The sequence below is a fragment of the Paenibacillus curdlanolyticus YK9 genome (assembly GCF_000179615.1).
In the GTDB taxonomy this organism is placed as follows: Bacteria; Bacillota; Bacilli; order Paenibacillales; family Paenibacillaceae; genus Paenibacillus_T; species Paenibacillus_T curdlanolyticus.
The window spans coordinates 258,543-278,578 of sequence record NZ_AEDD01000005.1 but is presented as its reverse complement, the minus strand read 5'-3'; the positions used below and the strand labels follow the sequence as shown (position 1 = coordinate 278,578).

At 54.6% G+C, this 20,036-nt stretch carries 18 protein-coding genes; 2 read left to right on the top strand and 16 right to left on the bottom strand.

All coding sequences use genetic code 11. The annotated features are described in order from the left end of the window. Positions 1–45: 45 nt before the first annotated feature. Positions 46–267, top strand: a complete 222-nt coding sequence (locus tag PAECUDRAFT_RS11470; RefSeq protein WP_006038262.1) for a hypothetical protein — start codon at positions 46–48, stop codon at positions 265–267. Here PAECUDRAFT_RS11470 and PAECUDRAFT_RS11465 read toward each other — a convergent pair. The 13 genes from PAECUDRAFT_RS11465 to PAECUDRAFT_RS11405 all read right to left on the bottom strand — a co-directional run bounded on the left by PAECUDRAFT_RS11465 (position 236) and on the right by PAECUDRAFT_RS11405 (position 16,153). Further along, positions 236–1,042 (bottom strand): MBL fold metallo-hydrolase, encoded by an 807-nt coding sequence (locus tag PAECUDRAFT_RS11465; protein ID WP_006038261.1) that lies wholly within the window; start codon positions 1,040–1,042, stop codon positions 236–238. The genes PAECUDRAFT_RS11470 and PAECUDRAFT_RS11465 overlap by 32 nt on opposite strands. A gap of 79 nt (positions 1,043–1,121) precedes the next feature. Next, the gene (gene yycI / locus PAECUDRAFT_RS11460) at positions 1,122–1,889 is read right to left on the bottom strand and encodes a two-component system regulatory protein YycI (RefSeq protein WP_006038260.1); all 768 of its coding nucleotides are present in this window, start codon (positions 1,887–1,889) and stop codon (positions 1,122–1,124) included. A gap of 43 nt (positions 1,890–1,932) precedes the next feature. Beyond that, the gene (locus PAECUDRAFT_RS11455) at positions 1,933–3,495 is read right to left on the bottom strand and encodes a YycH family regulatory protein (RefSeq protein ID WP_006038259.1); all 1,563 of its coding nucleotides are present in this window, start codon (positions 3,493–3,495) and stop codon (positions 1,933–1,935) included. Further along, entirely contained in the window at positions 3,492–5,324 is a 1,833-nt protein-coding gene (gene walK, locus PAECUDRAFT_RS11450) for a cell wall metabolism sensor histidine kinase WalK (RefSeq protein ID WP_006038258.1), read from the bottom strand. Before walK ends, PAECUDRAFT_RS11455 begins: the two co-directional genes overlap by 4 nt. Beyond that, on the bottom strand, positions 5,324–6,103 hold the full coding sequence (gene yycF, locus PAECUDRAFT_RS11445; RefSeq protein ID WP_006038257.1) for a response regulator YycF: 780 nt from the start codon (positions 6,101–6,103) through the stop codon (positions 5,324–5,326). Before yycF ends, walK begins: the two co-directional genes overlap by 1 nt. 455 nt (positions 6,104–6,558) lie before the next feature. Further along, positions 6,559–8,016, bottom strand: a complete 1,458-nt coding sequence (locus PAECUDRAFT_RS11440) for a M23 family metallopeptidase (protein ID WP_158306245.1) — start codon at positions 8,014–8,016, stop codon at positions 6,559–6,561. Positions 8,017–8,193: 177 nt separating this feature from the next. Next, positions 8,194–9,012 carry an ICP22 family protein gene (locus PAECUDRAFT_RS11435; protein WP_040712162.1) on the bottom strand — a complete coding sequence of 273 codons (819 nt, stop codon included), beginning with the start codon at positions 9,010–9,012 and terminating at the stop codon, positions 8,194–8,196. A 506-nt stretch (positions 9,013–9,518) separates the two neighbouring features. Further along, positions 9,519–10,805, bottom strand: coding sequence for an adenylosuccinate synthase (locus tag PAECUDRAFT_RS11430; protein WP_006038254.1), 1,287 nt, complete (start codon positions 10,803–10,805; stop codon positions 9,519–9,521). Between the two features lie 227 nt (positions 10,806–11,032). Further along, entirely contained in the window at positions 11,033–12,397 is a 1,365-nt protein-coding gene (dnaB, locus tag PAECUDRAFT_RS11425) for a replicative DNA helicase (protein WP_006038253.1), read from the bottom strand. A gap of 116 nt (positions 12,398–12,513) precedes the next feature. After that, positions 12,514–12,960: a 50S ribosomal protein L9 gene (gene rplI / locus PAECUDRAFT_RS11420; RefSeq protein ID WP_006038252.1), complete on the bottom strand. Its 447-nt coding sequence runs from the start codon at positions 12,958–12,960 to the stop codon at positions 12,514–12,516. Continuing rightward, the gene (locus tag PAECUDRAFT_RS11415; protein WP_006038251.1) at positions 12,957–14,918 is read right to left on the bottom strand and encodes a DHH family phosphoesterase; all 1,962 of its coding nucleotides are present in this window, start codon (positions 14,916–14,918) and stop codon (positions 12,957–12,959) included. Before PAECUDRAFT_RS11415 ends, rplI begins: the two co-directional genes overlap by 4 nt. An 18-nt stretch (positions 14,919–14,936) precedes the next feature. Next, positions 14,937–15,845, bottom strand: coding sequence for a DUF2232 domain-containing protein (locus PAECUDRAFT_RS11410; RefSeq protein ID WP_407636290.1), 909 nt, complete (start codon positions 15,843–15,845; stop codon positions 14,937–14,939). Next, positions 15,842–16,153: a MazG-like family protein gene (locus PAECUDRAFT_RS11405; RefSeq protein ID WP_006038249.1), complete on the bottom strand. Its 312-nt coding sequence runs from the start codon at positions 16,151–16,153 to the stop codon at positions 15,842–15,844. The genes PAECUDRAFT_RS11410 and PAECUDRAFT_RS11405 overlap by 4 nt, the downstream gene beginning before the upstream one ends. A gap of 306 nt (positions 16,154–16,459) precedes the next feature. Here PAECUDRAFT_RS11405 and PAECUDRAFT_RS25265 point away from each other — a divergent pair, with 306 nt between their 5' ends. Beyond that, positions 16,460–16,651 carry a hypothetical protein gene (locus tag PAECUDRAFT_RS25265; protein WP_083814136.1) on the top strand — a complete coding sequence of 64 codons (192 nt, stop codon included), beginning with the start codon at positions 16,460–16,462 and terminating at the stop codon, positions 16,649–16,651. A 434-nt stretch (positions 16,652–17,085) separates the two neighbouring features. On the opposite strand, the gene PAECUDRAFT_RS11395 is transcribed toward PAECUDRAFT_RS25265, so the two are convergent. The 3 genes from PAECUDRAFT_RS11395 to PAECUDRAFT_RS11385 are packed head-to-tail and all read right to left on the bottom strand — an operon-like array spanning position 17,086 to position 20,036. After that, entirely contained in the window at positions 17,086–18,060 is a 975-nt protein-coding gene (locus PAECUDRAFT_RS11395) for an ABC transporter ATP-binding protein (protein ID WP_006038246.1), read from the bottom strand. Continuing rightward, positions 18,057–19,055, bottom strand: coding sequence for an ABC transporter ATP-binding protein (locus PAECUDRAFT_RS11390; RefSeq protein WP_006038245.1), 999 nt, complete (start codon positions 19,053–19,055; stop codon positions 18,057–18,059). The genes PAECUDRAFT_RS11395 and PAECUDRAFT_RS11390 overlap by 4 nt, the downstream gene beginning before the upstream one ends. 18 nt (positions 19,056–19,073) lie before the next feature. Beyond that, positions 19,074–20,036, bottom strand: coding sequence for an ABC transporter permease (locus PAECUDRAFT_RS11385; RefSeq protein ID WP_006038244.1), 963 nt, complete (start codon positions 20,034–20,036; stop codon positions 19,074–19,076).

Below are 20,036 nucleotides of genomic sequence, written 5' to 3'. Positions count from 1 at the left end.
TAGATTACAAGACCAATTGATAGAAAAAAAGGAGCGATTTCCGACATGAGCAAAAAAACGTCAGCTTCCTGGGATATGGTGCAATTAGCGGGTGCCGTAGCCGATCTGAAACGGGATCATTATCGCATTTTGCTTACGATGAGCGTCCTCGTCGACCTGCTTGTCGACCGCGGCTTCGTGTCCCGCGAAGAGCTTGAACGCAAGACCGCCGCCATCGATGACGAGCTCGAAACGCTTATCGACGCTTCACTTCGTCCCATGGGGTAGCGCGATCGTAATACGTCTCCCGCAGCGGGTCCTCATCCCTTTTAAAGAATATGCCGTTGTTCTCCAAAATACCATTAATCGTTAGCTTGGCCAGCTCCATAACATTATGGTCCAGACTGAGATGCGCCAGATAGACGCGCTTCGTCCGGTCCGTCATCAGCTCGCATAACGCCTCGCCCGCCGCAACGTTGGACAAGTGCCCGACATCGCTTAGAATCCGGCGCTTGATATTCCACGGATAACGCCCCATGCGGAGCATCTCCGTATCGTGATTCGACTCCAGGACAAGCACATCCGAATCGATAATATGCTGCCTTACCTTATCGCTTACATAGCCGAGGTCGGTCGCCAAGCTGAGCTTGTACCCGTCCTCGGTGAAGCAGTAGCCGACAGGCTCTACCGCATCATGCGAGATCGGATAGGATTGAACCTTCATTGAGCCAAATTCGAACGTTTCGCCGGTCTGCATAATGTTCCGCTTCTCCGGTGCGATCGTGCCGACATGCTTCTCCATCGCGCCCCACGTCGCCTCGTTGGCGAACACGGGAATATTGAATTTGCGGGCCACGGCGCCCAACCCTTTGATATGATCCGAATGCTCGTGCGTGACGAACAAGGCATCGATATCATGGCCGGACACCCCCCGCTCCGCCAGCAGCTGATCGATCCGCTTCGCGCTCAGACCGGCGTCGACGAGCACAGTGTGCTCATCATTCGTCACGATCGTCGCATTCCCCGTCGATCCGCTAGATAATACTGTGAATCGAAATCCCATACCGCCTTACGTCCCTTCTCTTCTCCCTACTGCTCCGCAAAACCTCTTAACGCTAACCGCTTAACTGCCTATCTATCTACTAGGGCTTAGTAGGCTTCTCTGCCTCATCCGCCTTATCCTGCACGATTTCCCCGCTGATGGCATGCACATAATACGTCTTGCCGTTTTCCAGCAGCACGCGCCATGAAGGGGCGGCATACTGGGTTTCCGAATTAAACAGCTGCCCATGATACCCGAGCGAGATCTCCTTAATGACGGAACCATCCTCCAAATACTTGTCCACGAGCGGCGTCACCGCCTTGGAGGCCGGCAGCACCGTCCGCGCTTCCGAATCATCCGTCTCGACCAGCTCGACGCGCGTCTGCCGATAAGCGGTAATCTTCTGATTCTGGTTGCTGTAGAACAGCTCCAGCTTCACGTCATACATCGGCCTGCCGCCCGTCATGCGATACAAGACGAACTCGCCATCCGGGCTTGCCAGCTGATCGTATTGATACAGCGACAGCTCCGGAATGACGTCTCCTAGCTTAGCCAATAGCTCTTTCTGGTCAAATACGATCCGGCTGTCCACCGGCTTCTCCAGCTCTACCCGATAGGAAGAAGTGGCAGCGTCCTTGAATCGATAGGTTAAGTCGCGCAGATCCGGCGTGTCCGACGGAATGCTTGCCGTGGTAGACAGCCCGATGCCGCGCTCCTTCATAATTCGAAGCGTATCCGCGCCCAGATCGCCGAAATTCTGATTCTGGTTCAGCCGCTCGCTGACATTTTGCCACAGCTGGTAGCCCAGCACGACGTTCAGCAGGAGAAAAGCCAATATGAGCACGCTCTTCGCGCGGCTCCAATCCATGCGTACTCACCCCCGTACGGGCACATCCGCCCGCTTCGCTACGTTACTGTGTCTCTACGTCAGCATCCGCGACGTTGGCGCCAGGACCAACGACTTGCGACAACGTATGAATCGGCGAGTCCGAGCTTGCGCTCTCGTTCGTCCCGCTAGGCGTATTCGTTGCCATATTCGAATGGCCTGTCCCAACGTTTCCGCCACTAGCATCGGCATTAGCATTGGCGTTGCCGTTACTGTTGCCGTTGGCCTTCGTCTGCGCCGCTTGATAATCGCGCCGCTCCGCCGCCCCGTCGTAGCCGACCGGCAGCGCATCTGCAACGACCTTCTGCGTCCCGTCCGCATAACGGACAGCCCAGACCGGCTCCAGCGTAAGCACATTCTTGCCTACCTTCGGCGACACTTGCATCGCCGGGAACAACGCGACGATCTCGCTGCGCCGTTCAAGACGTTCGAGCGCCTTCCGAAGCGGCTCTCCGCCGGGCAGCCAGCGCGTCGATTTGGAATCCGCCGTCTCGTTCAATGTCATCACGGAACGCTCGTATTCAGTGACGAGCCCCTGCTGCAGCGACAGTCGCATATAGCCGAATTTGAACACCGGGTCGGACAGCAGCGGATAGGAGCCATAATACTGCTGAAACTGTACCGTGCGCCCGAGATCGCTAGGCGATTCGCCGCCCGGCAGCTTCACCGGCACATACCGATGCAGCCCGTTCCAGCCGCCATGCTCATTAACGAATTGCACCGAGGCCAAGACGTTCTCCGTCGTATCATTTTCCGTCGTCTGCGGCGCAGCCGGATTCGTGTAGCTGATCCATTTGCCATTCTGCTCGAATTGAAGCCCGCGTTTGCCATCCGTATAAATGAGCGCGCCGTTCAAATTCTCAAGCGTACGCGTTGTACCCGAATCAAAGAACAGGCTGCTGCGCATCTGCTCTGGCGTGTACGTCTCATAGCTAACCTGCGCTTGCACCGCTTCGATGGAGACAACCGGCGCATAGACGCGGCCAACCTGCTTATACGGCGTTCCATACTCTCCGAAGTTTACGTACTCCTGTACGTCTTTCGCCGTCAGGTCGGTACGCGAAGCCTCGTAAACCGTTCGGCCGTCCGCGCTGAACAAGTAAGCATGAACCAGCTCTGTATCCTCGTCCATGTAAATCCAGATTCGTTCGATCCGATCCGCCAGGAAGAGCAAATCGCCCTCCAGCTTCATCATCTTGCTGAGCAGGCTGATCGGGATGCCGCCGCCGAACCGAAGCTCGACGCCTTGCTTCTTCTCGCTTATTTGATCCCAGTCATAGCTGATAACCGGGTTGCGTGTGAACCCTTTGAACCCTACCGCCTCAATCTTACGGAACACAAGGTCATAGAAGTTAGTTGGCGGGAACAGCACAGTGTGCGCGCCTTGTCCGAGATGCAGCACGATCGAGTCTGGGAAAATCACGCTATCGATCTGCTGCGTGGGCCCCATTTTCTCCGTGTTAAGATAGTCCAGCTCTGTTCGCACCGTCTGCGTAAACCCTGGCATGCTGTACGCCAGCCAATAGCTTTGCAGCAGGCTAAGAACGACCAGCAGCACAAGGATCGCCGACTTAAACCGTTCGATCATGCCGGCTCGCCCCCTTCCCGAATGTCGGGCGCCGGCAGCGTGAACGTGACCGTCGTGCCTTCGTTAAGCTCGGACTCCAGCGTAATCGTTCCGCCATGCGCACGGACAATTTCCCGGGCAATAGACAGACCAAGGCCCGTTCCGCCCATGTTCCGAGACCTTGCTTTATCAACCCGATAAAAGCGATCGAAGATGCGTCCCAGATCCTTCTTCGGAATGCCGATGCCGCTATCCCTCACGCTAATCGCGAGCGCGTTCGTCTCCGGCTTGCGCGCCGACAAGACGATAACCCCGCCGTCGAGCGTATATTTGATTGCATTGGATATCAAATTGTCCAGCACCTGATCGATGCCATCTCGGTCCAGCCATACAGTGCCGACGGCATCATCGATATAAACCTCCGTACGAATGCCCTTCTGGCTCGTCTGGAAAGCAAACCGATCCGCCGCTTCCTCCAGCAGCTCCGGCACGCTTGTCGCGCGACGGCGCAGCGGCACCTGATTCGAATCGAATCGGGACAGATGCAGCAGATCCGTAACAAGCCGAATCATCCGTTCCGTCTCGTTACGAATAACGCTGACGAATCGATCCGCCAACTGGCGTTCATCCAGCGCCCCGTCATCCAGCGCTTCCGCATAGCTCCGAATCGTCGTCAGCGGCGTGCGCAGCTCATGCGAGACGTTCGCGACGAACTCGCGGCGCGACTGCTCCAGCTTCTCCTGCTCCGTCACGTCCTCAAGCACGGCAATCGTGCCGGTCGTGCCCTTGTCCCGCCGATGAACCGGCGTGAACGTGACGCGCAGCAGCCACTCGCCGTCGTCATTGTTCTTGCGCAGCAATCGGGAGCCGCCGCTTTGCAACAGTTCCACCGCCTCGTCGCCTTCCATGCCGAGCAGCATGGCCAGCTCGCAGCCTTCGCAAGCATTGACGTCGAGCAACTCCAGCGCGCGTCGGTTAGAGACAATGACCATGCCGCTCTCATCCGAGGCGACCACGCCATCGCTCATATTCGCGAGGACGGAAGCGAGCTTCTCCCGCTCCTCCTCATTCACTGAGAGCGCTTCCCGAAGCCGCTTCGTCATATCGTTGAACGCTTCGCTCAGCCGTCCGATCTCGTCATCGCCGAGCACCTTCACCTGCTGGTCGAAGCGACCCTCTGCGACAGCCGCAGCGGAACGGGTCAGCACCTTGATCGGGTTCGTAATCGTATGCGCGAGCAAAATGCCCAGCACGCCCGTCAACCCCAGCGCGATCAGCGTACCCGATACGAAGATCCGGTTCACCCGGTCCATCGTATCGTACAGATCATTCATCGAAGCGACGATATAGACCGCCCCGACGACGCGTCCGCCCTCGTAGGTGACAGGCTGCGCAATAATCTTTTTCTTCACATTGTCCTCGTCGATAATCTCTTCCTCGTTGTCCCGAATCGACTGGAGCGCCCGCGTCACCGCAAGCGATGTGTTCTTCTTGCCGATATACGACTGATGCGACGCATCAGAGGTTGCCAATACTTTGCCGCTGCTGTCGAGCACCTGGATCTCGGCCTCGCTAATGCTGAACAGGTTGCGCACGACATAGCTCAGCCCTTCAGCCGAATCCGGCTGCTGGCTGTCCGGGTTTACCGTTTTGCCAGCCAGCGTCGGCGCTGCCATCTCGGACAGCAGATTCGCCTGATCCTTGAGGTTGCTCGTGAAGCTCTCCGTCAGCGAGTTCTTAACCGTGCTTATAAAATAAACGCCGATAAGCTGCATCGCGATCAGAATGAGCAGCACATAGATAATGATCAGCTTAACCTGAACGGTTCGGAACAGCCGAATGCCGCTCATCAGAAGCCGAAGCCGCCAGACTTGGGATTGCGCATGAGATAACCGAGGCCGCGCCTGGTCATAATATACTCGGGACGGCTCGGGTCGTCCTCGATTTTCTCCCGCAAGCGCCGTACCGTTACATCAACCGTACGCACGTCGCCGAAGTATTCGAAGCCCCATACCGCCTGCAGCAAATGCTCCCGCGTCATCACCTTGCCGCTGTTGCGTGCCAAATAATACACCAGCTCGTACTCCCGATGCGTCAGGTCGAGCGGCTCGTTGTTCTTATAGACGACATACATGTCGGTATCGATAAACAAATTAAAGATCGTCAATCCGTTCTTCTCGGGCTCAGCAGCCGCAGCGCCCGCCGCTCCGCCTGCGATAGCATCGGCAGCTGCGGATTGCGCCTCTTGCACCGCTTCGCTTGCCTTCTTCTGCCGGCGCAATTGCGCCTTCACCCTCGCCAGCAGCTCGCGCGTGCTGAACGGCTTGGTCACATAATCGTCAGCGCCGAGCTCCAGGCCCAGCACCTTGTCCAGCTCCGTGTCCTTCGCCGTGAGCATAATGATCGGCAGCTGCAAGCCTGCGCGCACCTCGCGGCACACATCCGTGCCGTCCTTGACCGGCAGCATGAGATCCAGCAGCATCAAATCCGGCCGCTCCTCATACGCCAATCGCACCGCTTCGCCGCCATCGAATGCACAGATGACCTCGTAGCCTTCCTTTTCCAAATTAAACTTCAGAATGTCCGCAATCGGTTGTTCGTCGTCAACGACTAATATTTTGCCGTGCATGGCTTCACCGCCCGCCCGTTATAATTTCGTATCGATCAACACTAGTTTACCATATGGAAGTTGCCTGTCCCAATGAAAGTTCCTTCATGTTGTGAGAAACATTGTCCATTGCGCGCTAATCTAATTTTAACATTCCATTCATACTCTGTTTAACTTTGGCCGTTACAATGAACCTATTCGATTCGAGGTGAAACCATTGAGCAAAACGACACGCCGCAGAATGAGCCGCTTGGCGCAAACCGCAAGCGCGGCCCTATTCCTAGCAGCCATATTAAGCCAGAACAACGTCCCCGTCCCCGTTTCCTCCCACGGAACGACAACGCCTCCCGCGCATCAGCCTCTGCCTCTCCCCTCCGCTCCGTAACCCTGCATCTTCCGATCATAAGAAAAAAGCACCGTATGCCGTCGGAACTCGACCGGTCATACGATGCTTCGCATAATAAGAAAATAATAGCTTACAAGTATTTCAACGGGTTTTGGACCACGCCGTTCTTCTGGATTTCAAAATGCAAGTGCGTGCCGGTCGAATGCCCCGTATTGCCCATCACGCCGACCTTGTCGCCCTTCTCGACGACTTGTCCCTGCTTCACAGCAATCGAGCTCATATGTCCGTACAACGTCTTGTAGCCGTTCTTGTGGTTAATGATCACGCAGTTGCCATAGCCGTTCTTCTCGCCCGCGAATTCGACTACGCCATCGTCTGCCGCCATAATCGTGCTTCTGCCGACGAGATCGATGCCTTCATGCATTTTGCCCCAACGTCTGCCGAAGCTGCTCGTCATCGAGTGGCCGGACACCGGCCATGCGAACATCCCCGAACCTTCGCCAAGGATAACCTTCGTGCCCTTCACGACGATCTTAGGCGTACCCTTCTTCAAAATTTCGTAGCCGATCAATTCCTCGCTCGTGAGATAGCCGTTATCCTTCGTCAGGCGATACGTCAGCTTCTTCATGCCGCCGCTGCCCTCTTGGAGCACCTTAGACTCGCCCTTCTTCATGTTGGCGCTCGCCTGAATGACCACCTGCGGGTCCGTCAGGACGATCTCGGCTACGCTCTCCACCGTACGCACCGTAACCTCCGGCTTCAGCACGGTAAGGTCGAGCACGTCGCCCACTTTGATCAAATCATCGTTAATCCACGGATTGTTCTGATAGATGACCTGCTTCGGGATGTCGAACTTGTCCGCGATGCAGCCGACGCAATCGCCTTCTTGCACCGTATACTTCGTATTGCTCGTGCTGCCGACGACAAGCTTCTTGTAGAGTGAAGCTTCATCCAACACTTTGGACGGATCGACCTTAACCGCCGATGTGTCTACCTTCTCGACGATGTTGATCTGCTTCAGCTTTGGCTTCGTATCGGTATCCGTGCTGCTCGCGGTGTCGCCGCTGAATGCCAGCGCTGTAACTTCCTTCGCTTTTGCCGTTGCCGGCGTATACTTGTCCTTCACGCGCTCCATGATCCGGTCCGCCGTCTCACGGTCCTTCACAACGCCGACCACTTTGCCGTCGACCTTGACTTCAACGCCCGTCGCATAAGCGGTCAACATGCCTTCCAGCTTCGCAAGCGTCGCAGCCGTCTCCGGCTCCGCCTTATAGCCGCTGTCGGCGGTATAGGATACTTTACCCGTGTCGAGCACCATATTAATGTTCGGGTGATCCTTCTTCACTTGATCAGCCTTTTGCAGCAGCATCGCCTCTACCGTCTCGGGCTTGTCTACTGTGCCGACCACTTTGCCGTTCATCAACACATTATAATAATCAATCGTATTTGCTTTGATATACTGTTTGCCGCTAATTACGCCGATCAGGCCAACGACGATGACGGCTGCGATCAGAATCGCTATTTTTCGAAATCGATTTACGGCCGTTGCGCCTTGTGGCTGAGACTTGGGGTCCTTACTCACGGTCATGACAATCTCCTTCTTTTTCCTTCCTTGCTCGGTTATAGAGTTTAGAAACGGATTTTTTATAATATCTATACATATAAACACATACAAAAAAAGCGTAACATTCATTCCGAATGTTTCCGCTCTTTACTGTAACATAGTAAAAAAGTATCAAGCAAACAAATCGATTCGACAATACGATTAATATTTTTTCAGAATGCTCATAAAGGTTTTATATTCCTCTTCGCTCAAGTGCTGCGCTACAATTTGCTGAATGTTCGTCAGCTCCGCCGCCGTCAAACCATCTTCTGCATAACCTGAGATGGTCTGCCATGCGTCCTGCGGAAGCTTCGTTGCAAGCATGGAGAATAGCTGGCTCTTGTCCGCATCCGACAGCTGCTGCTTCGCTGCGTTGATCTCCTCCGTCGTTATGGCCGTCGCGCCCGCTTCCACCTTCGGTCCCGTGCCGCCGCCCATGCCGGTAATCGGACCTTCTTCCTCATCGCCGAATGCATCAACCGCTACCGGCTCCTTATCCGTTCCGCTCTTGCCGTCGGTTCCGCTTGCTCCCGTCTTATCCGTTCCGACGCCTGTAGGCGGAGCTTCGCTGCCGTTCGTCTCTTCCGCTCCAGCCCCCTGATCACTGCCACTTCCCACTGGGGTATCGGTACCCGAGCCGTTCTCGCCGGTGCCGCTGGACGTATCGCCGCTCGGCTCCTGATCCCCGTTTCCGCCAGTCGCGTTTGCCCCCGTCTCATCTCCGTCTGTCCCCGAAGAGGGCTGGCTGTCATGGTCACGGTCCGCCAACGCTTGGCTATCTCCGCTCGGAGCATCGGCCCCCCACAGCTTGCCCCACACGCCCGATAATGCAAAAGGCTGCACCTCCAGCGGCAGCTTATACTGCTTGAGCAGCGACTCCACATAGCTATTCACAATATAACCCGTCGTCCAAATCGATAAAAAGCTGGCGATCAGCCCCACTGCAATGGCGCGTCCGACCCAGCTGAACATTTTCCACATGCGATTATCCCTCCGTTCCCGCACGGACCCAAGCACAATGCGGAATCTCCTTTTCTCATCTATGACCAGTATGGTCAGTGCGAGCGGAAGGTATAACCGGTTTGCATAAATTAAGCGACGCCGGGGCACGCTCCACACATGTCTTACACCGTTACATTACAGTTCGCACGTACTTCACACTATTCTCCCGCACCTTCATCTTCCACCCATTGCATTCTGTACAATGGCACGTGATCCAATCAGCTCTACATTGATTATCATTGCATTCTGTGCAACGGCAATCAGCCGTATTCGCCAACTTCCACCTTTTTAGCACAAAAGAAGCGCCTCCCATTGCACAAACTGCAATGGGAGGCGCGAAATTAGACAAAGTTGTGCTATGCCATTGCAGAGAATGCAATGAGATGATCCTTTCAGGCATTGGGTACTTTAGCATAAAAAAACAGCCAGAGACTACTGTCTCCGGCTGCTTCTGCACCCTTTCAGGTTCCGTTCCTAAAGGGAATTTATACGTAAATCGGTTTAACGATATTCGTTTGCTCACGGTTGCGGCCGACCGAGAAGATCGCGATCGGAATGCCCGTCAGCTCGGATACGCGCTCAACGTACTTGCGCGTGTTCTCTGGCAGGTCAGCCAGCGTCTTCGCGTCCGAGATGTCTTCGCTCCAGCCTGGCAGCTCCTCGTATACCGCTTCGCACTCGGAGATCATTTTCAGGCTAGCTGGATAGTGCTCAATAACTTCGCCGCGATATTTGTAAGCGACGCAAATCTTAACCGTCTCAAGACCGGACAGTACGTCCAGCGAGTTGAGCGACAAGCCCGTAATTCCGCTAACGCGGCGCGCGTGGCGAACGACAACCGTATCGAACCAGCCTACGCGGCGCGGACGGCCTGTTACCGTGCCATACTCATGGCCGCGATCGCGAATCCATGCGCCCGTTTCGTTATCCTGCTCCGTTGGGAACGGGCCATCGCCTACACGCGTCGTGTACGCTTTGGCAACGCCGATAACTTGTTGAATTTTCGACGGGCCTACGCCCGAGCCGATGCACACGCCGCCAGCCGACGGGTTCGACGACGTTACGTACGGGTACGTACCTTGGTCGATGTCGAGCATAACGCCTTGCGCGCCTTCAAACAATACTTTTTGGTTGCCGTCGATCGCGTCATTCAGAACAACCGACGTATCCGTTACGTATGGACGAAGAATCTCGGCATGCGCGAGGTATTCCGTGATGATCGACTCTGCATCCAGCGGCTCGCCGCCGTATACTTGCTCGATCACTTGGTTTTTCTCAACAACGAGACGACGAACCTTCTGCGTGAATTCCTCGGCGTCCATCAGGTCCGCGATCCGAATGCCGTTGCGAGCGGCTTTATCCATGTACGCAGGGCCGATGCCTTTGCGCGTCGTACCGATCTTGTTATCGCCCTTGCGCTCTTCTTCAAGTCCGTCGAGCACGAGGTGATACGGCATGATGACATGCGCGCGGTCGCTGATTTTCAGATTATCCGTTTTGAAGCCATTCTCATGGATATAGTTAATCTCATCGATCAACGCGGATGGGTTAATAACCATGCCGTTACCGATGACACAAATTTTATTTTCATTGAAGATGCCCGAAGGAACCATCGTCAGCTTATACTTCTTGTTGCCGATCATGATCGTGTGGCCCGCATTGTTACCGCCTTGGTAACGAGCGACGACATCGGCACCTTCCGCCAAGTAATCGGTAATCTTGCCTTTCCCTTCGTCTCCCCACTGCGTTCCAACAACAACAACCGTAGACATGATCATACCCCCGCCCGATGCTTGTTTGCATCGAAAATGATAGCTGTTTCTGACAATTGCCGCCAGGTTCCCCTATCCATAGCGTCATCATTCGACCTCTACAGACAGGACAAACCGACCACCATCGCAAAGAAGGCAGCATGAATAGTGTATCAGTCCCCTATATCAAAGTCAATTAAAACGCGAACAATTGCACAGTGACCCATGCAATTGTTCGGAATTTAGACTTATGAAGCCGACTCCTGATGCTGGCGATCAAGGCCGACGAATTTGTTAAATTGCTTCAAGAAAGCGAGCTCGACCGTACCTACCGGACCATTCCGCTGCTTGGCAATAATAATCTCGATGATGTTCTTCTTCTCCGATTCCTTATCGTAGTAATCGTCCCGATATAGGAACGCGACGATGTCGGCATCCTGCTCGATGGAGCCGGATTCCCGAAGGTCGGACATCATCGGACGCTTATCCTGCCGCTGCTCTACGCCGCGGGAAAGCTGAGACAGCGCAATAACCGGCACTTCAAGCTCCCTGGCGATCTGCTTCAGCGTACGGGAGATCTCGGATACTTCCTGCTGCCGGTTCTCGCCGGCCTTCCCCCGCCCCTGAATAAGCTGGAGGTAATCGATTAGAATCATGCCGAGGTTGCGCTCTTTTTTCAGTCGTCTACATTTTGCCCGAATGTCTGCTACCGTTATACCTGGCGTATCATCAATGTAAATCTCCGCTTCCGATAATGCGCCGATTGCCATCGTGAGCTTCTCCCAATCGTCTCCTTCAAGGAAGCCGGTACGCATCCGGTTTGCATCAACGTTGGACTCCGCGCACACCATACGTTGTACAAGCTGAGCCGCGCTCATCTCGAGACTGAAGATCGCGACGGTTTCCTTCGCACGCACGCCGACATTTTGCGCGATGTTCAGCGCGAATGCCGTCTTACCTACGGAAGGACGGGCTGCCACGATAATAAGATCGCTTCGCTGGAAGCCGGACGTCATCTTGTCGAGGTCGGAGAAGCCAGACGGGATGCCCGTCGAGCCGCCCTTCTGCGAGTACAGCATCTCCACTCGCTCGAACACTTCCATGAGCACGTCCCGGATCGAGACGAAGCCGCTGCTGGAGCGGCGGTTGGAAATCTCGAGAATCTTTTGCTCCGCCTCGCCCAGCAGCGCACCGACATCCTCTTCTGCGGCATAGCCGTTCGAGACGATTTGGGTGGCGGTCCGAATGAGTCGGCGAAGCATCGATTTCTCTTCGACGATCTGCGCATAATACTCCACGTTCGCAGCCGTCGGGACGGAGTTTGCAAGCTTCGCCAGATACGTAATGCCGCCTGCTTCCTCCAGCAGCTGACGATCCTGCAGGTAAGCCGTCAGCGTTACGAGGTCGATCGGCTGATTATTTTCGCCAAGCTCCACCATTGCCTCGTAAATACGTTGATGGGCCGAGCTGTAGAAATCGTCGCTCTTCACCCGCTCCATCGCCGTAATTAACGCTTCAGCCTGCAGCAGCACCGCGCCGAGAATCGCCTGCTCTGCCTCGAGATTCTGCGGCGGAACGCGATCGAACGTCAATTGATCCGGATTCATGCTCATCGGTAGTCCTCCTTCTGTGGTGAATATTCCCTATATTTGCCCTCTAACGCACAAGCCGCCCGCGGGAAGGAGCGCCATTGTCTCCTGCCTCCGCGAGCGGATTGCCGTGCTTTACTCTATTCTTCCTTCGCCTGCACCTTGAGCGTTCCCTTCACCTCTGGGTGAAGCTTTACCTGCACCTGCGTCACGCCGAGCGTCCGAATCGGATCGTCGAGCTCGATTTTACGCTTATCCAGCTTAATACCGAATTGCGCCTCAAGCCCTTCTGCGATTTGCTTGCTCGTAATCGCGCCGAACAATCTGCCGTCTTGGCCCGACTTCGCTTTAATGACAACCGTCATCTCGCCAAGCTTCACGCCGAGCGCTTGCGCGTCTTCCTTCTCCTTATCCTTACGCTTCTGCTCCGACGCCTGCTGCGCCTTCAGCGTATTGACATTGCCTGCATTGGCTTCCTTCACGAGCCCCTTCGGCATCAGGAAGTTGCGTACATAGCCTTCCGATACTTCCTTTACTTCGCCCTTCTTGCCTTGCCCTTTGACATCCTGCAGAAAGATCACTTTCATTCGAATAACCCCTCTTCCTTCTCAATCTCATCCAAAATATGCTTCAGCCGCTTCGCGGCATCCTGTACCTTGCACTCCATCTGCGCTGCGGCATTCGTTAGATGGCCGCCGCCGCCCAGCCGCTCCATGACAACCTGCACATTCATCGCCCCGAGCGAGCGGGCACTGACCCCAATTAGGCCATCCGGACGTTCACTAATAACGAACGAGGCGTAAATGCCTGTCATGTTGAGCAGCGTATCCGCCGATTGGGCAATATGCAGCTGCGAATATTTCCGACCGGGATCGGTTACCGCAATCGCTATATGATCGTACAAAATTTCGGCATGCTTGATAATATCCGCTTTAAGAATATACTCCTCGAGATCCTCCTTCAGCATCCGCTGAATAAGGGTAGAGTCTGCACCGTTCCGCCGCAGGAACGAAGCCGCTTCGAACGTCCTCGCACCCGTACGAAGAGAGAAGCTCTTCGTATCGACCGTAATGCCCGCCAGCAGCGCGGTTGCTTCCCGAACATCCAGTACAACGCGTTCATGAATGTACTGGAGCAGCTCGGTTACAAGCTCGCACGCCGAGGAAGCATAAGGCTCCATATAGACGAGCACCGACTTGCTGATAAACTCCTCGCTCCGCCGGTGATGGTCGACCACGACGATACGATCCGTCTGCTGCAGCAGCTTCGGCTCCTTCACCATCGAAGCCTTATGCGTATCGACTACGACCGCCAGCGTCTTCGAGTCAACGAGATGAAGCGCCTGCTCCGGCGTAACGAATCTTTTAATAATCCGCTCGTCCTCTCGCAGCATCTCCATCATGCGTTGAATCGCTGGATTGACGCCCTCCAGCACGATATAAGCTTCTTTATTGAACAGCTGAGCTGCCTTCAGTACCCCGATCGCTGCGCCGATGGCATCCATATCAGGCATCCGGTGGCCCATAATGACGACATTGTCGCTTTCGCGAATCATGTCACGCAGCGCGTGCGCGACGACGCGAGCACGCACCCGCGTTCGCTTCTCCACCGCGTTCGACTTGCCGCCATAGAAGGATTGGCGCTCGCCAACCTTAACGGCCGCCTGGTCACCGCCGCGTCCAAGCGCAATATCCAAGCTCGTCTGCGCCCACTGGCCGAGCTCCGTTACCGATTCCGCGCCTGCTGCAAAGCCAATGCTCAGCGTCACCGGAATTTTGTGCTCTGCCGTCATTTCACGCACTTCGTCGAGCAGCTCGAAACGACTGTGCTCCAGCTGCTTCAGCGTCTTTTGGTCCGTAATAATGAGGAACCGGTCTGAATTAAGCCGTTTGAGGTACGTATGATACTTTTGCGCCCAATCCGTAATCTCGGTCGTAACCTTCGATAACATCGTCGTACGCTGCTGATCGTCCATCCCTTGCGTTACCTCTTCGAGGTTATCCATCAGGACGATGCCGATCGCCAGCTTCTCATCCTCGTACTTGCGTCCAAGCTGCCACATCGTCGTAATATCGTGAATGTATACGAGACGCTCTTTGCTCTTAAAATTCAGCTCGAAAATGCGCGAGCCTAGCGTGGCCTCATAGATGCCTTCGCTATTCTTACTTTCCTTCAGCGAAGGGAATAGCTCATGAATGGGCGTGCCGACGACGGAATCTTGTCCGAACATGCGTGCCACATAGGCATTATTCCATTCCACCGTTCGCTCATCATTGTAAATAATGATGCCGAAGGGCAATTCCCCAATTACCTCGCTGCCCGCCTTCTTTACTCGATACGACAATGTACCGAGGTAGGACTTGAGATCCCGCCGGAAAGCGCGCTCCGCATAAACCGAGTACGCTCCAGCCGATATCGTCAGAAGCAGCCCTGCCAGACCAATCGCCCAATTGTACCAGGCGAGTGCCGCCGACAAGAATAGCAGCAGCACGAATGCCCATAACTGGTGCATCCCGTGCCATCGCTTGACAAGAAACTTAGGCATTTCTTCTCCGCTCCCGTGTTATCGTTTCTCGAATGCCTTCCGAATCGGAAAGGCGGTGTCCAGTACACCAATCAAGCTGATCGGTGGAATGAGAAGGACGAAGACTGAAATGATGATAGGCACAGCCTTCGGCCAACCGCGTTGATGCGCAATATAAAAGAAAAACCCAATCGTTTGGAGCATAAAGGCCATTCGAAGCAGCGGCACCAGATTCAGCAGCGCGATCGACAAGAACGAATTATCCGCGACGATGACCATGCTCAGCACCAAGGATACCAGATAATACAGCACCATGATGCGCGGCAGCTTCCATTCATGCGCCTTCGGCATGGCTGGGATCGTTAATCCGCTCTTCTTCAAAGCCATCCGGCTGAAATACTGCGTGACCGCCGCATAGACGAACGAAATCGTCATAAGCGCGACTGGCACCGATTGCGTCATAAGCGTAACCATCGAATCGGTCAAATCCGCCGACCACGTCTCCGGCAGCAGGCCTTCCTTCATTAAGGAATCCGTCGTCTCCCGAACGGTTGTGCCGAGCTCGTTAATGAGCGAGACGCCAAAAATCAGATTGAAGAGCAATAGTTCAAGCAGCATAATGCCCAATAATGACAGAATGCCCGATACGAGCACCCGCCCAGGCGGTGACTGCTTATTAATCATATGAGCCATTATTATCGATGGAACCAAGAAGAACAAGCCAAGAATCGGGGCTATTGCGCCCACTAATAAGTACGCGATGATCCATACGAGAACGACGTGAAGCGCGAATGCCCCCCTCGACCTCGTTGCGTAAAGCACGACATAAGGAACCATCATAAAGACAACCGTAAGCATGTTGAGGCCGGGTACGGCCATGGAGAGCATCAGAACGAGCAGAACTGCACTCCAGATAAGCGATTGTTTGCCGGTATTCAAACCGTTCACCTCTTGCGAATATGTTCTTCCAGCGTCGATAAATCGTGATAAGCATCTTCTAACGTATGCCCTTCTTGCGACAGCTTGCGCAGCTTGGCAATGATCGCCTCGTCGAGCTCCCGGTAAGGGATGCCCAGTCTTCGTCCCAAAATATATCCGCTCGAAATGAGACTGGCCAGACTGTCCGTCAGCCTTGAAACACTGCCGTCCCATAGCGCTTTGAACAAGCGGGATACCTGGTCGACGAGCTCCATCTTCAGCCATTCGATTGCCTGCGCGCGCTTGGCTACATCCATCTCGCGTTCCGTTCCGCGCATACCGCTCCTCCTTTGGCCTGTAAGACTGGCTCTAAGGCAAAGCAACAACTCATGGTGCAGGCTCTTCGTCAGTACGCTTCGTCAGAGCTTTTCACTAAAGCTTTACAGCTCATTATAGCATAAATCCGAAATCGTACACACAAGAGGAGTCTTCCACGTCCGGCTGCGAATCGGTCGATCGGAATTGGTTTTGCACAATCAGCTCAATCAAATATTGGAATATACTCCCCCTTATGTGATAATTCACGTAAGACACCACGGTCCTCTCCTTCTATTACGTATACAAAGCGAGGTGCGTTGTATAAAATGTCGAGAGAAACTCCATCGTTCAATGACGTGACCGCGCATTACCGGGACGTAGTCGGTACGCCCACTCAGAAGGCTGATCTATCGACGCTGCCCGCTCCCCTCCGCTGGTTTGGAATCTTTGTATTCGCCGCAATGGGCGTTGGAGTTGTGCTGTTTGTGATCTCCTATGTCATTAGTCGCTTCTTCTAGATAAAGCGAATAGCTGTCCCGTAAGTCATTGCCAGTCGACTTTAGGACAGCTTTTTTATCGGTCACCCGCGTTCTCCCTCTATCTCTACCTTTTATTCTGATTGCCATGCCGTTGTATTTCGTACAATGGAAAAGGCAGGAGTGGCCTGCCACGAAGGTCCCCATTGCAATCCATACAACGAGATACGCCTCAGAAGAGCTACAATGTGCCCAAAGTATAGAAAACCAGCTTTCCCGCTGCATCAAATACAATGACGCCTTCCTACTTCCGCATTCCAGTCTATTCCATTGTATGAACTGCAACGAACAGGCCGCCGCATCCACATCATCCACCAACGCCACCTAAAATGGAAGTGCGACCTTACGGCAACACCGCCTCAACGCAAAAAAAGGGGTGTCCCCAGCCCTTGCGGCTTTCCGACACCCCTTGGTTATTAAACCGATGCATAATGGCATGCAGCAAAATGGCCTTTCTTCACTTCGGCAAGCGCCGGCGTATCCTTGGCGCACTTCTCCGTTGCCAGCGGGCAGCGGGTGCGGAACGGACAGCCGCTCGGCGGATTGATCGGACTTGGCAGCTCGCCCTTGAGCGTGATGCGCTCCCGCTCTGCTTCCACGTCGGGATCCGGAATCGGAATCGCCGACAGCAGCGCCTGCGTATACGGATGAGCCGGGTTTGCATAAAGCTCGCTGCTCTCCGCCAGCTCAACGACGCGGCCGAGGTACATAACGGCAACGCGATCGCTAATATGCTTAACCATCGACAGGTCATGCGCGATGAACATATACGTCAAGCCCATGCGCCGCTGCAGGTCCTGCATCAGGTTGACCACCTGTGCTTGAATCGAAACGTCGAGCGCCGAGATCGGCTCATCGGCAATGATGAACTTCGGCTCTACAGCCAGCGCCCGAGCGATGCCGATCCGCTGACGCTGCCCGCCTGAGAACTCATGCGGATAACGCGTCGCATGATCGGGATTAAGGCCAACCGTATCGAGCAGCGTTTCGACCTTCTTCCTGCGTTCCGCGCGGCTTCCCGCCAGATTATGAATATCAAGCGCTTCGCCGATAACGTCTGTGATCGTCATCCTCGGATTCAAGGATGCGTATGGATCTTGGAAAATCATCTGCATATCGCGGCGAACCGCCTTCATCGCGGAGCCCTTCAGATCATACAACGGTTTGCCGTCGAAAATAACTTCTCCGCCCGTTGGCTCGTAAAGCCGCATAACCGTTCGGCCCAGCGTCGATTTGCCGCAGCCCGATTCCCCTACGACGCCAAGCGTCTCGCCGCGTCCGATCGTCAGGTTCACGTCATTCACGGCCTTCAAGATTTGTCCGCCGCCGAGATTAAAATGCTTGTTCAAATCGCGAATCTCGATGAGCGGCTCCCCTATCTTCTTGCTCATGCGCTCTCCCCTCCTTCGCCAGCCAGCGGATGGTTCAGCCAGCAAGCAGCCGTATGCCCTTCGCCTTCAACCGGCACGAGGACAGGATCATTCGGCAAGCAAACGCGCATCGCCTCGTCGCAACGCGCGCAGAATGCGCAGCCCGCAGGCGGCTTAATCAGATCCGGCGGAGTGCCGAAAATCGGAATAAGCGGCTCGTCTTTTTTCTGGTCCAGACGAGGCACCGAACGCAGTAGCCCACGTGTGTATGGATGCTTCGGATTTTTGAAAATATCGCGCGTCTTGCCCGACTCGACCACCTTGCCTGCATACATAACGATAACCCGGTCAGCAGCATCCGCCACGACGCCAAGATCATGGGTGATGAGAATAATCGACGTGCCGAGCTTTGTTTGCAAATCCTTCAGAACGCCCATAATCTGTGCCTGTACCGTCACGTCGAGCGCCGTTGTCGGCTCGTCCGCGATCAACAGCGAAGGATTGCAGGCTAGCGCGATTGCGATCATTGCCCGCTGACGCATACCCCCGGAGAATTCATGCGGATATTGGTTTACGCGTGATTCCGGATTCGGAATGCCGACCAGCTTGAGCATTTCAACAGCGCGCGCTTTAGCAGCAGACTCGCTCATGTTCTGATGCTTAACGAGTCCCTCGGTAATTTGTTTGCCTATCGTAAGCGTCGGGTTGAGCGAGGTCATCGGGTCTTGGAAAATCATCCCCATTTCTTTCCCTCGAATGTTCTCCATCTCACGCTTCGACTTGCTTAATATTTCTTCGCCCTTGAACCGGATCGAACCGGTCGTAACGGCTGGAGGGGAAGGAACTAGACGCATGAGCGACTGTGCGGTTACGCTTTTGCCGCAGCCGGACTCGCCGACGATTGCAACGGTCTCCCCTTTGTTCACATGGAAGTTCACCCCGCGAACCGCCTGTACCGTACCGCCGCGAACTTTAAAGTTGACGCGCAAGTCATTCACTTCGAGTATTCGTTCCATCGCCGCCACCTCCTACCTTTATTTTTTCATCTTCGGATCAAGCGCATCGCGCAGTCCGTCGCCAAAAATGTTAAAGCACAGCATCGTCAAGCTAATAAGAACCGCTGGGAACAGCAAGCGCCAAGGATATACCGTCATCGCTTTGAGCGCATCGTTAATCATCGTGCCGAGCGAAGCCGCCGGCGATTGAACGCCGAGTCCAAGGAAGCTCAAGAACGCTTCGGCGAAAATCGCATTCGGCACCGTCATCGTCAGCGTGACGATAATCGGGCCCATTGCGTTCGGAATCAAGTGACGGAACAGAATTCTTCCTGCACTTGCGCCGAGCGAACGGGAGGCCAGCACGTACTCCTGATTTTTGAGCTGCATAATCTGGCCGCGGACGATCCACGCCATGTTGATCCAGCCTGTTATGCTTAACGCCAATACAATCGTAAACATGCTCGGTTCGAGCACGACAATAAGAAGAATGACAATTAACATGCTTGGAATAGAATAAAGAATTTCGCAAAAGCGGTTAAGAATTTCGTCCACCCGTCCGCCGAAGTAACCCATAATGCCGCCGATAATGACGCCAATCACTAGGTCTACTAAAGCTGCATATAAGCCAACTTGAAGCGATATGCCCGCGCCCATCCATGTTCTTGCGAACATATCTCGACCGAGATCATCGGTGCCGAACCAGTGCGTGCCATTAGGCTTCTCATTGGTCGCCATCAGGTCATTGGACCGATAATCGAATCCTGCAATGGATTGGCCGATGATCGCCATAATGACAATGACAAGCAAGACGACAAGCGCAACCATTGCGTATTTATTCGACTTCAGCCGCAGCCAAGCGTCTTTCCATGCCGAGATGCTCTCCCGCACGACGAGGTCGCCTTTTTTCTCCGACTTATCGAGTTTTGCAAAATCAGCTTTCGTTAACCGTTGCTCGGTGGATGAGGCGTGCTTGGTCGGATCGATATCTGCTATCGTCAT

What these genes read in the sequence shown, in the direction of transcription:
- PAECUDRAFT_RS11470 (WP_006038262.1), top strand. Translation starts at nt 46, where the DNA reads ATGAGCAAAAAAACGTCAGCTTCCTGGGATATGGTGCAATTAGCGGGT.
- PAECUDRAFT_RS11465 (WP_006038261.1), bottom strand. Translation starts at nt 1,042, where the DNA reads ATGGGATTTCGATTCACAGTATTATCTAGCGGATCGACGGGGAATGCG.
- yycI (WP_006038260.1), bottom strand. Translation starts at nt 1,889, where the DNA reads ATGGATTGGAGCCGCGCGAAGAGCGTGCTCATATTGGCTTTTCTCCTG.
- PAECUDRAFT_RS11455 (WP_006038259.1), bottom strand. Translation starts at nt 3,495, where the DNA reads ATGATCGAACGGTTTAAGTCGGCGATCCTTGTGCTGCTGGTCGTTCTT.
- walK (WP_006038258.1), bottom strand. Translation starts at nt 5,324, where the DNA reads ATGAGCGGCATTCGGCTGTTCCGAACCGTTCAGGTTAAGCTGATCATT.
- yycF (WP_006038257.1), bottom strand. Translation starts at nt 6,103, where the DNA reads ATGCACGGCAAAATATTAGTCGTTGACGACGAACAACCGATTGCGGAC.
- PAECUDRAFT_RS11440 (WP_158306245.1), bottom strand. Translation starts at nt 8,016, where the DNA reads ATGACCGTGAGTAAGGACCCCAAGTCTCAGCCACAAGGCGCAACGGCC.
- PAECUDRAFT_RS11435 (WP_040712162.1), bottom strand. Translation starts at nt 9,012, where the DNA reads ATGTGGAAAATGTTCAGCTGGGTCGGACGCGCCATTGCAGTGGGGCTG.
- PAECUDRAFT_RS11430 (WP_006038254.1), bottom strand. Translation starts at nt 10,805, where the DNA reads ATGTCTACGGTTGTTGTTGTTGGAACGCAGTGGGGAGACGAAGGGAAA.
- dnaB (WP_006038253.1), bottom strand. Translation starts at nt 12,397, where the DNA reads ATGAGCATGAATCCGGATCAATTGACGTTCGATCGCGTTCCGCCGCAG.
- rplI (WP_006038252.1), bottom strand. Translation starts at nt 12,960, where the DNA reads ATGAAAGTGATCTTTCTGCAGGATGTCAAAGGGCAAGGCAAGAAGGGC.
- PAECUDRAFT_RS11415 (WP_006038251.1), bottom strand. Translation starts at nt 14,918, where the DNA reads ATGCCTAAGTTTCTTGTCAAGCGATGGCACGGGATGCACCAGTTATGG.
- PAECUDRAFT_RS11405 (WP_006038249.1), bottom strand. Translation starts at nt 16,153, where the DNA reads ATGCGCGGAACGGAACGCGAGATGGATGTAGCCAAGCGCGCGCAGGCA.
- PAECUDRAFT_RS25265 (WP_083814136.1), top strand. Translation starts at nt 16,460, where the DNA reads ATGTCGAGAGAAACTCCATCGTTCAATGACGTGACCGCGCATTACCGG.
- PAECUDRAFT_RS11395 (WP_006038246.1), bottom strand. Translation starts at nt 18,060, where the DNA reads ATGAGCAAGAAGATAGGGGAGCCGCTCATCGAGATTCGCGATTTGAAC.
- PAECUDRAFT_RS11390 (WP_006038245.1), bottom strand. Translation starts at nt 19,055, where the DNA reads ATGGAACGAATACTCGAAGTGAATGACTTGCGCGTCAACTTTAAAGTT.
- PAECUDRAFT_RS11385 (WP_006038244.1), bottom strand. Translation starts at nt 20,036, where the DNA reads ATGACGATAGCAGATATCGATCCGACCAAGCACGCCTCATCCACCGAG.